This window comes from Persicimonas caeni (genome assembly GCF_006517175.1).
Classification (GTDB): domain Bacteria; phylum Myxococcota_A; class Bradymonadia; order Bradymonadales; family Bradymonadaceae; genus Persicimonas; species Persicimonas caeni.
In genome coordinates, this window is record NZ_CP041186.1 from 5,779,651 (window position 1) to 5,794,266 (window position 14,616).

Annotated in this window: 13 protein-coding genes; 5 read left to right on the forward strand and 8 right to left on the reverse strand. The window is 62.5% G+C overall.

The window, feature by feature from the left end; genetic code table 11:
* Positions 1–3 precede the first annotated feature (3 nt).
* The 5 genes from FIV42_RS21310 to FIV42_RS21330 all read left to right on the forward strand — a co-directional run bounded on the left by FIV42_RS21310 (position 4) and on the right by FIV42_RS21330 (position 6,065).
* Complete coding sequence (locus FIV42_RS21310) at positions 4–942, forward strand: type II secretion system F family protein (RefSeq protein WP_141199651.1); 939 nt, start codon at positions 4–6, stop codon at positions 940–942.
* A gap of 209 nt (positions 943–1,151) precedes the next feature.
* Positions 1,152–2,498, forward strand: coding sequence for an FHA domain-containing protein (locus FIV42_RS21315; RefSeq protein ID WP_168210838.1), 1,347 nt, complete (start codon positions 1,152–1,154; stop codon positions 2,496–2,498).
* 43 nt (positions 2,499–2,541) lie between these two features.
* On the forward strand, positions 2,542–3,918 hold the full coding sequence (locus FIV42_RS21320; protein WP_168210839.1) for a tetratricopeptide repeat protein: 1,377 nt from the start codon (positions 2,542–2,544) through the stop codon (positions 3,916–3,918).
* A gap of 44 nt (positions 3,919–3,962) precedes the next feature.
* Positions 3,963–4,445, forward strand: coding sequence for a hypothetical protein (locus FIV42_RS21325; protein ID WP_141199654.1), 483 nt, complete (start codon positions 3,963–3,965; stop codon positions 4,443–4,445).
* Between the two features lie 9 nt (positions 4,446–4,454).
* The gene (locus FIV42_RS21330) at positions 4,455–6,065 is read left to right on the forward strand and encodes a hypothetical protein (protein ID WP_141199655.1); all 1,611 of its coding nucleotides are present in this window, start codon (positions 4,455–4,457) and stop codon (positions 6,063–6,065) included.
* Position 6,066: 1 nt separating this feature from the next.
* On the opposite strand, the gene FIV42_RS21335 is transcribed toward FIV42_RS21330, so the two are convergent.
* From FIV42_RS21335 to FIV42_RS21370, 8 genes are all read right to left on the reverse strand, one after another.
* The gene (locus FIV42_RS21335; protein WP_141199656.1) at positions 6,067–6,756 is read right to left on the reverse strand and encodes a heme exporter protein CcmB; all 690 of its coding nucleotides are present in this window, start codon (positions 6,754–6,756) and stop codon (positions 6,067–6,069) included.
* Between the two features lie 120 nt (positions 6,757–6,876).
* Positions 6,877–7,569 carry an ABC transporter ATP-binding protein gene (locus tag FIV42_RS21340; RefSeq protein ID WP_141199657.1) on the reverse strand — a complete coding sequence of 231 codons (693 nt, stop codon included), beginning with the start codon at positions 7,567–7,569 and terminating at the stop codon, positions 6,877–6,879.
* Complete coding sequence (locus FIV42_RS21345; RefSeq protein WP_141199658.1) at positions 7,566–8,936, reverse strand: hypothetical protein; 1,371 nt, start codon at positions 8,934–8,936, stop codon at positions 7,566–7,568. Before FIV42_RS21345 ends, FIV42_RS21340 begins: the two co-directional genes overlap by 4 nt.
* Positions 8,933–9,499: a zinc ribbon domain-containing protein gene (locus tag FIV42_RS21350; RefSeq protein WP_141199659.1), complete on the reverse strand. Its 567-nt coding sequence runs from the start codon at positions 9,497–9,499 to the stop codon at positions 8,933–8,935. Before FIV42_RS21350 ends, FIV42_RS21345 begins: the two co-directional genes overlap by 4 nt.
* On the reverse strand, positions 9,496–11,697 hold the full coding sequence (locus tag FIV42_RS21355; RefSeq protein WP_141199660.1) for a heme lyase CcmF/NrfE family subunit: 2,202 nt from the start codon (positions 11,695–11,697) through the stop codon (positions 9,496–9,498). Before FIV42_RS21355 ends, FIV42_RS21350 begins: the two co-directional genes overlap by 4 nt.
* Positions 11,698–11,731: 34 nt before the next feature.
* A complete protein-coding gene (locus FIV42_RS21360; protein ID WP_168210840.1) occupies positions 11,732–12,244 on the reverse strand; it encodes a cytochrome c maturation protein CcmE in 513 nt (170 codons plus the stop codon).
* A 309-nt stretch (positions 12,245–12,553) separates the two neighbouring features.
* Entirely contained in the window at positions 12,554–13,588 is a 1,035-nt protein-coding gene (moaA, locus tag FIV42_RS21365; protein WP_141199662.1) for a GTP 3',8-cyclase MoaA, read from the reverse strand.
* Positions 13,589–13,637: 49 nt separating this feature from the next.
* Complete coding sequence (locus tag FIV42_RS21370; RefSeq protein WP_141199663.1) at positions 13,638–14,522, reverse strand: hypothetical protein; 885 nt, start codon at positions 14,520–14,522, stop codon at positions 13,638–13,640.
* Between the last annotated feature and the right edge of the window lie 94 nt (positions 14,523–14,616).

Genomic DNA, 14,616 nt, shown 5'->3' on the forward strand with positions numbered 1-14,616 from the left:
GTTGTGGAGCAACTTCTACACCCCACAATTCTGATCATCTCGGCCATCGTGCTGATGTTTGTGGCGTTTGCGCTGCTGACATTTGGCTTCGTGCCCGAGGAGGTCGAAGAAGACGAGATCTACGGATACCGTCTGACCAAGCGAAAGCGTCTGTTGCAGGAGGATGGGCTCTACGCGCTGACGCTGCCGCTGATCAAGATCTTCGCTCACTACTTCCGGATGATTCCGGAGAGTGACAACTTCATCGAGCGCATACGTAAGAAGCTGCGCGATCAGTTGCCTCGCTCGGGCTACATGGGCGCGTTCACCCCCAATGAATTCTTGGGCGCCTGCTGTACGACCGCGCTGGGGATCTTCTTTTCGATCATTCTGCTCACGACGTTGGCGTCGAACACGCCCAATATCCCGATCGCGTTGATCGTGGGCGCCGGCGGCCTGTATTTCCCGTTTCTGAACCTGCGTGGGGCGATCACCGAGCGTCTCATCGAGATCGACCGTCGCCTTCCGTACACCATCGACCTTCTGGTGTTGTCGATGCGCGCGGGCCTCGACTTCATGACGGCGCTCGACCGCGTCGTCACCCGCGGCCAGGAGCAAAACCCCGACGACCCGATGATCCAGGAACTCGGCGTGGTCCTCCAGGAGATGCGCGTCGGTACGCCCAAGGCCGACGCGTTGCTCAACCTGTGTGAGCGTGTCGACTCCGACTACCTGAACTCGATGGTCGGCGCGATCATCCAGTCGGAGAAGCGCGGTAGCCCGCTGGCGCGCGTGCTCGAGATCCAGGTCGACACCATCCGAAACAAGCGCACCCAGAAGATCGAGAAGCAGGCCAGCCAGGCCGCCGTCAAGATTCTGATGCCGCTGATGTTCATCTTCGGGGCGGTCGTCGTCGTGGTCATGGGGGCGATGATTCTGAAGGTCAAGAACCAGGGAGGTTGAGCCACGGGGCTCGACCTTCGAGGGTCGCGTGACGATGTCTGTTTTCCCTCCTGACGCCCCAACGGGTTCACCCGGCACAAAGAGTTTTGTTTTCGCCAGCAGTGGCGTACAATGGCCCGCAGGCCGTGCCGGAGAGTATCTGCGGTTTGGTAAAGCCCGCCCCAGACAGCGGCGGGTCGAACGAGCTCACTAGCGAGGACATGTCTGTCATGCCTTCTTTTTGGCTAGAATACGACAACAACGGGGATATCCAGGAGTTTAGCTTCGACTCGGACTCGGTCAGCGTCGGCCGGGACAAGGGGTCTGATTTCGTCTTGGACCATCCAACGGTATCGCGCCAGCACGCCGTTATCGTGTTCAAGAACGGAAGCTACTACCTGGTGGTGCTCTCGCGTGGCGGGCTGACCGCGATCGACGGCCAGCAGCTCCAGGGCGAGCAGATGCTGTACGACGGCAACATGCTCCACCTGGGCCAGCTCCAATTCCGCTTCCGCTCGAACCACGCCCCTCAGAAGCCCGCAAACCATGCGCAGCAGCAGGCCCCGCAAGCGGCCGGATTCGGCGCCCAGGGCGGCGGCAACCAAAACCAATTTGGCGGCGGCAACCAAAATCAGTTCGGCGGCGGCAACCAGAACCAGAATCAGTTCGGTGGAGGCGGCAACCAGAACCAGAATCAGTTCGGTGGCGGCGGCTTCGGTCAGCAGTCTCAGTCTGGGTTCGGTGGGCAGAATGGTCAGGGCGGCGGTCAAGGCGGCCAAGGCCAGTACGCGAACGGGTTCGGCTTCGGCGATTCTCCGGCCGGTGGAACCGACGCCAACATGGGCGGCGCACAGCCTCAACCCAACGACGCCCAGGCCGACGGCGGCTCGGAGAGCGGCATCATCAGTTGGGACGAAATCGCCAGCAGCTCCGAAGCGATGGAAGAGGCCGACCGGCCCAAGGAAGCGACGGTCTACGACCGGATGCAACAGGGCAAAAAGAAGAACGAGCAGACCAACCCGCTGCTCGTGGTCGTCGCCGGTGCCGCGATCGTCGGACTGCTGTGGTTTACTTTCTTCAACGACCCGGGCGGGGGCGGCGGCAAACAAAAAGACAAGGTGCCCGTCGAAGAGCAGCCTCCGGTGGTCATCGAAGTCAGCTGCATGGGGGAGTCGGCGTGCCTTCAGAAGGCAAAAGACGCCTACAGCGTGGGCATCGAGAAACTCGAGAAGAAAGACGCCGCCATCTCCAACCGGTTCGAGGGCTACAAAAAGCTGCTCGAGACCGAGAAGTACCTGGAGAAAGCCGGAAAAACCGAGCTTCCCAAAGAGATGGCCAAGCTCGAGCCGGCCAAAGCTTCCATCCGCAAAGAGTTGACCGACATTTGGCGTCAGCGTCGCCTGCAGTATCACAAGGCCAAGAAGCGCAGTCGCCACCGTGAGATGGCCCAGGCGCTCGACACCGTAAAAGCCTATTTTCCCGATCCGACGGCCCGCGAGAATCGGTGGGCGGCCGGCGAAGAGCTATACATGAAGAAGAAGGGGATCTACCCCAAGCATGTTTATCCTCAACACTGAGGACGGCGATCGGGCACATGCCTCATCCAACTTGAAGTTCCCCATGATCAATCCGTTGTCACCGCGTTCATCTGGCGGGGCCTGCGTGCGCAGCCCCGTCATTTCACTTTTGTTGATCGCGACGCTCACCACGCTGTCATTGCTATCGGGGTGTGCTTCGGTCAAAGAGCGCGGAGATCGCGCCTTTAAAGCTCAGGAGTACAACCGCGCGCTCGACCACTACGAGCAGGAGATGGAGCAGGGCAGCCGCGACCCCGACTTGTACTTCAAAGCCGCCCAAGCGGCCGTGCGTGTGGGAGATTTCGCGCTCGCCGAGCGCTACTACAGTCGCTCGCTTCGCTACGGTGGCGGTGAAGAGGTCAAGCGGTCGCTGGCGGAGTTCTACATTGCCACGAGCAACTACACCAAAGCGGTGCGCGTGCTCCAGCAGTTGCTGGAGACGACCGACAATCCCCAGTCCGTCTTCAACAACCTGGGCGCCGCCTTGATGTATGCAGGTGCGCCGCTCGACGCCGAGTCGTATCTGCTGGTCGCTCAGCAGATGAACCCGAAAGATCCGGTGCCCTACGTCAATTTGGGCGTGCTCTACGACAAGCACATGAACCAGCCCCGCCTGGCATTAGGGTTTTATCGCTGCTTTCTCGAGCTCGGCAAACAGGCCAGCAACGAGCGTAAGATCGAGGCGCGCAAACAGGCGATCGAGGTGCGCTATGGAAAAGAGGTGCCCGAGCGCTATCAGGTCGAGTGCGGTGCGCCGTACCAGCCGCCCGGACCTCCGTCCAAAGAGGAGCTTCGCCAGACGTTGCGTGCCGAACAGAACGCTCAGCAAGAGCAGGGCGGTCAGGAACGGCAGGGCGCTCAGCCAGAGCAGGGCGCTAAGCAAGAGCAGGGCGCTAAGCAAGAGCAGGGCGCCCATAAGGCGCCGACGGCCCTGCAAGACGAGTCAGCGGGCCAAGAAGGGGCAGACACCGAACCGCCGCCGGTGATCTATCGGCAGGTCGACGAGCTGCCCGAGCAGTCGAAGGCCGCCGAAGGGGCCGACTCGAAGAAGCCGTCGACGGCCAAGACGCTGGCACTTGCCGAAACGGCGTTCAGCCAGCAGAATCATGCCCGAGTCGTACAGTACCTCGAAGATGTGCCAGCTTCGGCGCTCGACGCCCGAGCCATGTCGCTTTACGGCCGCTCGCTCGCCGCGCTCGGCGAACACCAGCGCGCCCAGCGTTGGCTCGCCGCCGCGGTCGAGGAGAAGCCGAATGCGGAGAACGTGGAGGCGCTCCTTGGCGTCTGCAGGCAACTCGACGATGCCGCCAAGATCGGTGAATTGTGCGAGCGGTTCGAAGGCGACGAGGAGCTGGCTGACGTGCTCGAGGATTGCCCCAAGAGGAAGTTGCTCGAGCAACTGAAGCAGAAGAAGCAGTAGCGTAGACTGGTCTTGCAGCGTCGTATTACCGCGGGAGAGAGACGATGAGGCGACTGGGCCGCAGCTTGAAGCAGCAACGGGGAGCCACGGCGACCGAGACGATCATTTTGGTCGTGCTGGTCGCGATGGTTGTCCTCGCATCCATCAAGGTGTTGCGCGACAACCTTGGCAACAAGGTCGACGAGGCCAACACGCACGTCTCGGCGGTGTCGATCGACCGCGAGGACCCCGACGAGAAGCGCCGCCGCCAGAAGGCCAAAGAGATGGCCCAAGAAGGCGGCGAGGCCGGTGCCGGTGGGTCATCTGAAGCCGGCGCAAAAGGTCAGGGTTCCGGCGGCTCGCAGGGCGGAGGCGCTGCCGTGGCCGGGCCGGATGACGAAGCCGGTGGCTCCGCGGTCGCCTCGGCCGACGGTCAGGCAGCTGCGCCCGAGGGCGGCTGTGGCGGCTTCAACCCCTTCATCATTCCGATCGCCCTGGGACTCATGGGGCTGTTGGGCTACGTCGTCATGAAGACCAAGAAGGGCTAGCCGAGGTCTATGGCGCATCACTCCTCCGACTCCACTTCCACCTCCAAGCCGCCGCGGCGTTATCTTCAATGGCCGCTCCCCCTGGCGGCCATCTGGTTGTTGGCGCCCGTCGTCGGCATTCTGATTCGGCTCAGCCTCGAGCCGGTCGGCCCACACGACTACTGGTGGCATCTGGCGATGGGAAAGCTCATCGCGGCCACCGGCGGCATTCCGACCGAAAATCTGTTTCTCTACACACTCGAGGCCGACGCGGCGTTCTTCGATCAGCCTTGGCTCGGGCAGTGGGCGATGTATGCGCTCTACGAGGCGTTCGGACACGCCGGGCCGATCGTGTTGCGAAACGCACTAGCGGCGACTGCATGGGCCGGAATTGTCGGCGCGGCGCTGATGCGCTGTCGGGATCCGCGCGTCGTCGGGGGCCTGGCGCTCTTGACCGCGGTGGTCAGCGGGCCCGTCTTCGGAGTGCGCACACAGATGTTCGCCTTCGTCCCCTATGTGCTGCTCGTAGGCGTTTTGTTTGCCGTCGCGACCGAGCGCCTTCGCCGACCTTGGCTGCTCGTCCTCGTGCCGCTCACAGCCCTGTGGGCCAACCTTCACGGTACGTTCATGCTGGTGCCGGTGCTCGCCGGCCTCACCGGCGGATCGCTCGTGGTCGAACACTGGATCGAGGAGCGCACCTTCGATCCCGTGCAGATTGGCTGGTGGGGCGGCACGGTGTTGGCAGTGAGCCTGGCGGCGATGCTCAACCCACTCGGTCCCCACATCTTCGTGTATGTCTGGGAGCTTACCTTCGTCTCGCAGGTCTCTGAGACGGTCACCGAGTGGCAGCCCCCGAGCATCGACACGCCCATGGGCGTGGTCGTCTTGCTTACGCTGACGGCGAGCTTGGTAGTGCTGGCGCTTCGCCGAAAGAAGGTGCGCCTTTTCGAGGCCGTTTTGTTCGCGGCCACCGCCTATTTGGCAGTCAGCGCGGTGCGTCAGATGTTTTGGTGGGGGGCCGTGATGCTGATGGTCGTGCCTCGTCATCTGAGCGCGTTGCTCTCGCTCGACCCGTGGTGGGAAGATCGCACGAGCCAGGCTCAGGGCGTCGCCCACGCGGTAGCAGCGGCGGTGCTCGTCGCGGCAGCTGTGGCAAGCCAGCCGGGGCTTTGGCTACACGATGTCGGCAGTGAGTTGCGCGCCGGGGTGGCGCGGCGTACCCCGCCGGCCCAGGGGCTCTTGAAGGTCGACAGCCCCACGCGCCTCGTCTCTCAGCTCGCCGAACGGGGCTATCCCGGGACGATCTTTCACGACCAAGCCTCGGGTGGTTATTTGGGTTTCGCGTTGGGCATCGGTCCGACCGACGCGCGAACCAATCAGGTCGCCTTCGTCGACCAGCGCATGGAGCTGATTCCCGAGGCCGTGTGGGACGAGTACTTCCAGTTGTCGCGTGCGCAACAGGGGTGGCGGGAGGTGGTCGAGCGCTACGGGATCCGAACGATGCTGTTGTCGCCGCGCGAGCAGTGGCGACTCGTCCAGGTCCTGCAGGGAGATCCGGCATGGACTTTGGTCGGCGTCGATGAGGCGCATCTTTTGTTCATGCGAAGCGATCAGACAGACCATCTGACGCAGTGGCGCTGAGCTACTCGATGGCGCTGAGGACCCAGCGAAACAGAAGCATCGAGCCGATGACGAAGACGCCGTCGATGGCGACCATGATCTTCGCCCAGTCCCACACGGCTTCGAGGCTACCGTCGCCGAGCAAAAGCGCGGTCGATTTGACCCCGGCGATCACGAGGGGAACGATCAGCGGAAAGAGCACGATCGGCAGCAGCACGTCCTTGAGCCGGCTGTGCACGAGCATCGCCGAAATCAGCGTGCCCAGCGCGGCGAATCCAAGCGTGCCGGCGCCAAGCGTGAGCAGATACCAGCCCAACTCCCCGCCCACATCGACGTTGAACGCCAGGATGAGAAGCGGCACGAGCACCGCCTCGAAGACGAACATAAAGAGCAGATTAACGGCAAGTTTGCCGATGTAGAGGCTGGTATGGGTGTTCGGAATGAGCGCCAGCGCGCGAAGCGTGCCGCTCTCTTTTTCCTGCGCGAAGGTGCGTCCGATCGCCAACATACCGGCGAAGACGACCGCCACCCACAGAATTCCCGGAAAGACAAACGCCACCGTCTCCTCGTTCTGATAGAACGCGAAGGTAAAAATGACCATCAGCAGCACCGAGAACGCCGTCGTCGTCACCAGCGTCTCGCCGGTGCGCATCTCGCGGCGCAGGTCCTTTCGGATGATGGCCAGGGTCTGTCGGAGAAACGTCGGGTTCATGAGAGATGTGCTACAAGAAAACGAGTGAACCGCAAAGGGCGCAAAGCTCGCAAAGGGCACAAAGGAAGATCTCGGTTGGCGTCCTTTGCGTCCTTGGCGACCTTTGCGGTTAGCTCCCGATCAAGCGTGGACTTTGTAGGTGTCGGCGACGTCCTCGTCGGCTTCGACGGGCCCGAAGTGGGTGAGCTTGCCGCGACGCAAGACGGCCAGGCGGTCGGCCAGGCCCTCGAGCATGTCGAGGCTGTGGGTGATGAGTACGAGCAGGCGGCCCTCGTCGCGAAGCTGCATGAAGAGCTCGGACATCTCGCGTCGGCCGTCTTGGTCGAGGCCGGTCATCGGCTCATCGAGTAGCAAGATCGCCGGCTCGTGGAGCAGCGCTCGAGCCAATGTCAGTCGCTGTTTCATGCCGCGCGAGTAGGCGTTGACCCGCCGATCGGCCGCACGGGTCAGCCCTACGCGCTCGAGCCAGCGATCGGCGAGGGCGGCGCCGTCGCCGAGGCCGTACATGGTCGCGAAGAATTCGAGGTTCTCTCGGCCGGTCAGCTCGCCGTAGACCAGCGAGTCGTGGCTGACCCAGCCGATTTTGTGACGGCCCTTTTGAGCAAAGGTCGTCCAGTCGTGGCGACCGAAGTGGACCTCGCCGTCGGACGGCTTGTCGAGGGTGGCGAGGATGTTGAGAAGGGTGGTCTTGCCGGCGCCGTTGTCGCCGACAAGACCGGTCAAAGTGCCGGGCTCGAGCTCCAGGGAGACGCGGTGCAGCGCAAAGGTGCGCCCGAAGACCCGCGAGACCGACTGGAGCCGAATCGACTTCATGCTGCCTTGTCCTCGAGGTCGCCGATCTTCTTCATGACGAGCGCGATGCGCTCGCGCAGAAGCAGCGACTCGCGCTCGTATTCGAGCTCGGAGACGCGGCCGTCCTCGTAGTCCTCTTCGAGCAGGGCGAGCTCGTCGAGAAGCTCCTCGCGCTCGCGCTCGAGCATGGTGATGAGCTCGCCGGAGCTGTGCGATTCTTCGACGCGCTTCTTCTCGCGTCGCGCGAACCCGAAGACGAAGAGGGCGCCCAAAATACCGAGTCCCAGGGCCGTCCACGCGCCGATCGGGCGGTTGAAGGGGAGGCCGTCGAGCTGGAATTTAAGCGTGCCGCCAGGCTCGATGCTGCGATTCTTGGCGGTCAAAAAGAGGCCGCCATTTTGTGAGCCGAGCGCGCCTTGGTCGACGCCGACGTTGTCCGGGTCGAAGCCCGGCGCGGCGATCGTCAAGTCGGAGAAGTACCGAATTTTAACGCGCTCGTTGGCGGGCTCGAGCGGCACGACCACCGACACGTCTTCGACGGGATAGTCGAACTCCTGCGAAAAGGAAAACTGGGGGCGGTTGGCCGTCATCGAAAAGCTGACGCTGATCGGCACGGCTTCGCCCGGCTTGAGTGTGCCTTTCCAGAAGACGCTGCTTTCGATGACCTTGGTCGGACCTGCGGCCTGTGCCTCGATGCCCCTTGCTTTGAGGGGCAGGTCGAGTGGCATGCCGTGCTCGTACTCCTCGCCGGTCAACAGCGAGGTGTCGAAGACCTGATTGCCGTCGACGGTCAGCCGGTAGAACTGCTGGAAGTACAGGTTGTCCTCCCAGACGTGCGCGATCGTCTGCAGGTCCTGAATCTTGACCGTCGAGAGGTCGTTGCCGCGCTCGTAAACCGGGACCTCGAGGGTGACGCCCCGTGCGGGCACCTTGGGCGCGCTCTTGAAAGTCATACCACCGTGGGTGGTCAACGCATGCAGGCGAAGCCCCTCTTCGGCGAGGTTGGCAGGGATGCCTTTGAAGGTGGCCGTGCCCGAGGCGTCGGTCACCGCCGTCCACTCGCGGGCCGGCGCAGGGTCCTGTTGTTCGAAGGGGCCCTTGGGGCGCGCGGCGCGCAAGATGACAGGCTTGGAACCGAGCGCTTCGCCGTCGCTGCCACCGCGGACGACTTTGACCGGGACCGAGAAGGTCGCTTCGGCCTCGGCTGTGTCGGGAGCTGCCGGCTTGGCGTCGGCCGCGGCGGTTTCAGCCTCGGGCGCTTGTTTAGCCTCGGGCGCTTGTTTGGCCTCAGAAGCTTGGTTGTCCTGAGCACTGGCCACACCGGGGATAAGGGCGGTGGCGAGCAGCGCGCACAGGAGGCTCGAGGAGACGTGTCGAAAGACTTTCATGTCGCCACCTCCGAGCCCGAATTGGGCAGAGCGCGTGATTCCATAGGGGATGTTTGGTCGTCTATGTTGGCTTTGCTTGTGCTCACGTCAGCGAGTGTGGTGCCACATTGGCTGCAAAACCGTGCGTTGGCCTCCATCTCATGGCCGCACTCGGGACAGTCGATGAGTTTGGGCGAGGTCGACTCGGCCGGCGCCTTCTCGCGCTCGGCGCGAATTTTGGCCACGCGCTGGTCGAGTTCGGCGTCGATGGCCTCTTCCCAGCCGCGCCCTCCATGGAGGTTGTCGAGCTCACGCATGACCTCGATCGCCTGCCGTTCGTAGCGGGCTTTGAGGTCGCGATAGTCATTCTCGGTGATCTTGCCCGTCTCGTAGTCGAACTCGACGTCGCGCAGCGTCTGCAGGAGCGACGACTTGCGCGCGGCGAGCTCCTCGACCTTGCGCAGGTCTTCGTCGAGCACCTCGAAGCGCAACGACTGCTCGTGAGTCGTCAGGAAGGGGAGCACCAGATGGTAAGCCGCGACCAACGTGAAGATGGCCGAGGCGATGATCAACAGAAGCGTCATGACGGCTCCTCTGTGACTTGAACAGCGAAATCAGCCGCGGAGGGAGGGGCCTCTTGGGGTTGGGTCAGGTCAGCTTTCTCCCAGCGCAGCGCCGAGCCCCAGTCGGTGTCCGACTCGATTTGCCAGACCACCATCGGCATGCACGACACGGCGATGAGCGACATCGCGGCGACCGAGCGTCCGAAGCCCATCGGGTTTCGTCCCAGGGCTCTCATGGCGTCGCGGGTGGGCCACAGACAGATGAATGTTCCGAGCATGATGACCAGACAAGCGATCCAGAACCACCAGGTAAACGGGCCGACGAAGACCTTGAAGGTGGCCGACTGGCCGCCCTGCGAAGCGCTGACGAACGCCACGTAGAAGTCTTCGATGGGATTCGAGCGGATGTCGATCTCGCTCGTCATCATCTCGTGGTCGCCAAATTTGGCCTTACCCGGGTGCATCTCGAAGGCGTGCTCGCCGTTGCGAGTCACGTCCATGTTGGCGAGGATCAGCAGCTTGCCGGGCGGGTTTTTCTCACTCAGACCGCGGTAGGTCATCTCGTAGTCGCCGATGGTGACCGACTCGCCGATCTGCAGGGCGACGTCCTTTTCGATCTTCATGGCGTTGCCGGCAAACGCGAGAAACGCGAAGACCACGCCCAGGTGCACGATGTATCCGCCGTAGCGGCGCCGCTGCTTTTTGAACAGCTTCATCAGGGCGTCGATGGCCGACTCTTCGTGGGCGCGCATACGTGCGGAGATGCCACGGTAGAAGTCTTGGACGATGGTGGCGGTTACGAAGATACAGCCGGCGACCGTGGTGACCGCGTAGAACGCTTCCAGGCCGGTCGGCTCGACGCCGAGGCCTTGGCCGCGCAGGTACCAGTAGCCGAAGATGAGCGCCGGAGTGCCGATGACGGTGGCGACCAGGGGGCCGACGAAGTCACGGCGGAAATTCTTCCAGGTGGCGCGACGCCAGGCGATGACGGTGCCCACGCCCATCATGATGAGCATGATGATGCCCAGCGGGATCATCCATTTGTTGAACCAGAGCGGCCCGATAGAGACTTCTTGACCGGTCAGCCCCTCTTTGATCTTGGGCCACAGCGTGCCGAAGAAGACGACCACGGTCATCGCCAAGAAGAGCCAGTTGTTGAGCATGAAGCTCGCCTCGCGGCTGGCCACGCTGTCGAGCTTCTGGGTGCTCTTGAGGCTCTTCCATCGCCAAGCGAAGAGCGAGACGCTGATGACGGTCGCGGTGAGCAGGAAGGCGAGGAAATAGTCGCCGATATCGCTCTGAGCGAAAGTGTGGACCGATTCGATGAGTCCACTGCGGGTGATATACGTGCCGAAAATGGTCAGCAGGAACGTGGCGATCATCAGGCCGACGTTCCAACGCTTGAGCATGCCACGGCGCTCTTGAATCATCAGCGAGTGGATGAGCGCGGTAGCCAGAAGCCAGGGCATGAACGAGGCGTTTTCGACCGGGTCCCAGGCCCAGTAGCCGCCCCAGCCAAGCTCCTCATAGGCCCACATGCCGCCCAAGATGTTGCCGATGGACAGAAAGAGCCAGGGCACCAAAATCCAGGCGCGGGCCGCCTCGACCCACTTCGAGCTCGAGCTTCCGGTGATCAAGGCGGCGATGGCGAACGCAAACGGCACGGTCATCGAAGCCAAGCCCGTCAGCAGCGACGGCGGGTGCAGCACCATCTTCGGGGTCTGCAAGAGCGGGTTGAGGCCCTGGCCGGTGGCCGGATCTTTGACGACGTCATAGACCTCGAAGGGGCTCGATCCAAAGGCGAGGATAGACAAGAGCCCGGCGATCACCGCCAGGCAGACCATGGTCACCCACGGCATGAATTCGCGATAGGAGTCTCGGTAGACCCACAAGCACAGGGCCGTGAAGCTTGCAACGACGCTCACCCAGAAGAGCAGGCTGCCGGCTTGGCCGCCCCAGAAGGCGCCGATGAGGTAAAACAGCGGCATCGACTGGTCGGTGTTGCCAACGACGTACTCCAGGCTGAAATCGTGGGTGATCAACGCGTGCATGAGCACGCTCGATGCCACCGCGATCGAGCCGAAGGAGGTGAACGCAGCAAAGCGACTGGCGTGCAAAAAGCGATTGCTGCCGGTTCGGCCGGCGACAAACGACAGCGCCACGCCAACCACAGACACATAAAGGGCGAAGTAAATCGCAAAGTTGCCGATTGTACTCATCGGGGGCTACCCACGGTTCGAAGAACTCAAATTTTCAGCGCTTGGCCTGAGGACCTTCTTTGGAGATCCCCTCCGGGTGAGGGCCCTGGCCTTCGTAGCGGCTGGGGCACTTGACCATGACCTCGTCGGCCTCGAGCGTGTAACTGTCGTTGACGGTGCCTTGGGCCACGACTTCCACGCCCTCCTCGAAGGTGTCGGGCAGGGCGCGGTCGTAGGTGACCCAGATGGTCTTGCCCTTTTCGGCCACCTGGAACTTGCGTCCCAGCGTGCCGGCCTCGCCTTCGATCGAGCCGGGCTCGACTTTGCCTTTGATGCGTACCGTCTGGCCGACGAGATCGTCGCCTTGAGCCACCGCCTCGTCGACGGTGTAAAAGTACGTCTCCGCTTCGAGCCCGTCGAAAATCACGTAGCCGACCAAGCTTACCGCCACCAAGAGCGCCAGCACTATCGGCCAACTGCTTCCTCCGTCGGCGTTCGACGACTCCAGGTCATCGAACTCTTCGAAAGGCTCTCGGGGGTCATTTGGGGTGTGGTTGGACTCCATCATATACCGCCTCCGGATCACCAACGCGTTAGAGAGTCGCGTGTGGACAACGAGAATGCGCGCCTCGGCATTCCCGTACAACAGGTTCATTGAATACTCTGAATCAGCGCACCTGTGGGGTCGGTGGCAAGCGGCGGCTCTCGACGCCTGCTCGACCCGATCCCTCGTTACTGAAAATGGGCAGGAAAGACAAGGAGAGGGCTTCGGGGCTGTGTCAGCGAAAATCGTGCGCAGCCGCCGCCAGGGCGGCCCAAGGGGGGATCATATGGTGAAATCGAAGCGAGGATTGGAAATTATCTTACCAATCCGCGCTCATCCGCCGATGGAGGTCATCTGTTTGTTGGTCACCGAGCCGCCGTCGATGTCGAACGCGTGGCGCTCCTTTTTGCCGAAGAGCGCCATCTGGATGCGGTGCTCGACGACTTCGCGGCGGCGCTGGGGATCGTCGACGGTGCGCAGGGGCTCGCGCAGGTCGACCTCTTGGTCATCGGCCAAGCAGGCGCGCAGACCGCCCACCGAGGTCAGACGCACGCGGTTGCACGCGGCGCAGAAACACTCGGTGACCGCGCTGATAATGCCGAAAGGATGGCCTTCGTCGGGAGTGTCGGCGCCGTGCAGACGCCAATAACGCGCCGGGCCGGTGCCGTAGCGCTCGGTGTCGGCTTCGAGCGTCCAATGCTCCGAGAGCGTCTCGCGCATCGTGCGCGCCGGCACGCAGTCGCCTTTGCCCTCGGCCCACACGGTGTCCCCGATGGGCATGAACTCGATGAAGCGCATGATCAGGTCGCGCTCCATGGCGAAGCGGACGAGAGCGGGCATTTCGTCGTCGTTGAAGCCTCCGACGATGACCGCGTTGAGCTTGATCGAAGAGAAGTCCGCCTGGCGAGCGGCCTCGATGCCTTCGAGCACACGCTCGAGGCTGCCGACGCGGGTGATCTCCTTGAAACGAGCAGGATCGAGGGTGTCGAGACTGATATTGACGCTGTCGAGGCCGGCGTCTTCGAGCGGTTGGGCGTACTTTTTGAGCAAAAAGGCGTTGGTGGTCATCGCCACTTTGTCGATGCCGTCGACCTCTTTGAGCATCGCCACCAGCCGAGGCAACTCGGCGCGCACCAGCGGCTCGCCGCCGGTGATGCGCACGCGACGCACGCCCTGGGCGGCGAAGACCTCGACCAGTTCGGTGATCTCTTCGTAGCTGAGCAACTCCTCGCGCGGGGCGAACGGAAGACCGTCGGCGGGCATGCAGTACACACACCGAAAGTTGCATCGGTCCGTGACGGAGATGCGCATGTAGGTGAGCTTGCGCCCAAATCGGTCCGTCAGCTTGTCGGATGCGGCTTCGTTCATGGGAAAAGTCCCGGCCTCGTTTACGAAAGAGACCGGGTCATTGCGAGTGCTACCACAGGTCGATGACGCCGTCGTCTTTCTTCTTTTTCGCTTCTTTCTTCTTCGCCTTCTTTGCTGCCTTTCGGCGCTTCGCGCGTCGGTAACTCCGTCGGCGTTTGGCCTTCTTCTTGGCCTTGGCCGCAGCTACGGGATCGCTGAATTCTTCGGTGATGCGCAACACTTCGGAGTCGAGACCCAACTCGATGTCGTAGCTCGGGCTCTCGGGCTTCATGACGAAGGTGTCGTCTTCATCGTCGTCGGCGCTGGGCTTGTAGGTCGGCGTCTCCAGGCTGACGGTGACTTTGTCGCCGGGCACGCCCTGAAAGCTGAAATGAGCCTGACCCTCCTCGTCGGTATGCGCGACGACCTGGTCGTTATGCTTCACCGGTATGTTTTGACATTTCTCGCTGCCCAAATATTTCCCACAATTCGTATCGAGCCAGACCAAGTAGTCCTTGCGGGCCGAGCGAACGGAGGTCTGCAGGGTGATAGGCACCGGCTTCTTCTTGCCGTCGAGCGATTTCGACAGCTTGAGCGTGCCGCCGGCGACGGCGTCCTCGGGGACCAGGTACTCGTCCATCTTGCCGATGGCCACTTCCACCTGAGCGCCGGCTTGCTCGTTGATGACCGCCTCGAAGAGGCCGTCGCGATCGGTGAAGCCGACCGTCTTGCCGTCCAGCAGTACCGGTGCTTCGGCGACGGGGCTGTCGTTCTCGTCGCTGACCGACACGTTGATTTCGAACTGATGGACCTTCGGAGCGGCTTTCTTCTCCTGTTCGCCGCAACCGGCGGTGAGCAGAAGGGCCAGCAGCACGGCGAGTGGGCCAGCCAGCCGGGTCCATTCGAGCCGGGACAAGCGATGAGCCGTCGAGTCGCGCAAAGTTGATGTCGTCATAAGTGTCTCCTGCACCGCAGATTCCGTGGTTTCGAGCCGTATTGGCTGTTAACGCATCGGGCGGCCCATGGATCTAAATTGATTTGGCCAGCCG

Coding starts and splice junctions, on each gene's coding strand:
- FIV42_RS21345 (WP_141199658.1), bottom strand. CDS start 8,936: ATGAAAGTCTTTCGACACGTCTCCTCGAGCCTCCTGTGCGCGCTGCTC.
- FIV42_RS21320 (WP_168210839.1), top strand. CDS start 2,542: ATGATCAATCCGTTGTCACCGCGTTCATCTGGCGGGGCCTGCGTGCGC.
- FIV42_RS21330 (WP_141199655.1), top strand. CDS start 4,455: ATGGCGCATCACTCCTCCGACTCCACTTCCACCTCCAAGCCGCCGCGG.
- FIV42_RS21325 (WP_141199654.1), top strand. CDS start 3,963: ATGAGGCGACTGGGCCGCAGCTTGAAGCAGCAACGGGGAGCCACGGCG.
- FIV42_RS21340 (WP_141199657.1), bottom strand. CDS start 7,569: ATGAAGTCGATTCGGCTCCAGTCGGTCTCGCGGGTCTTCGGGCGCACC.
- FIV42_RS21360 (WP_168210840.1), bottom strand. CDS start 12,244: ATGATGGAGTCCAACCACACCCCAAATGACCCCCGAGAGCCTTTCGAA.
- FIV42_RS21335 (WP_141199656.1), bottom strand. CDS start 6,756: ATGAACCCGACGTTTCTCCGACAGACCCTGGCCATCATCCGAAAGGAC.
- moaA (WP_141199662.1), bottom strand. CDS start 13,588: ATGAACGAAGCCGCATCCGACAAGCTGACGGACCGATTTGGGCGCAAG.
- FIV42_RS21315 (WP_168210838.1), top strand. CDS start 1,152: ATGCCTTCTTTTTGGCTAGAATACGACAACAACGGGGATATCCAGGAG.
- FIV42_RS21350 (WP_141199659.1), bottom strand. CDS start 9,499: ATGACGCTTCTGTTGATCATCGCCTCGGCCATCTTCACGTTGGTCGCG.
- FIV42_RS21370 (WP_141199663.1), bottom strand. CDS start 14,522: ATGACGACATCAACTTTGCGCGACTCGACGGCTCATCGCTTGTCCCGG.
- FIV42_RS21355 (WP_141199660.1), bottom strand. CDS start 11,697: ATGAGTACAATCGGCAACTTTGCGATTTACTTCGCCCTTTATGTGTCT.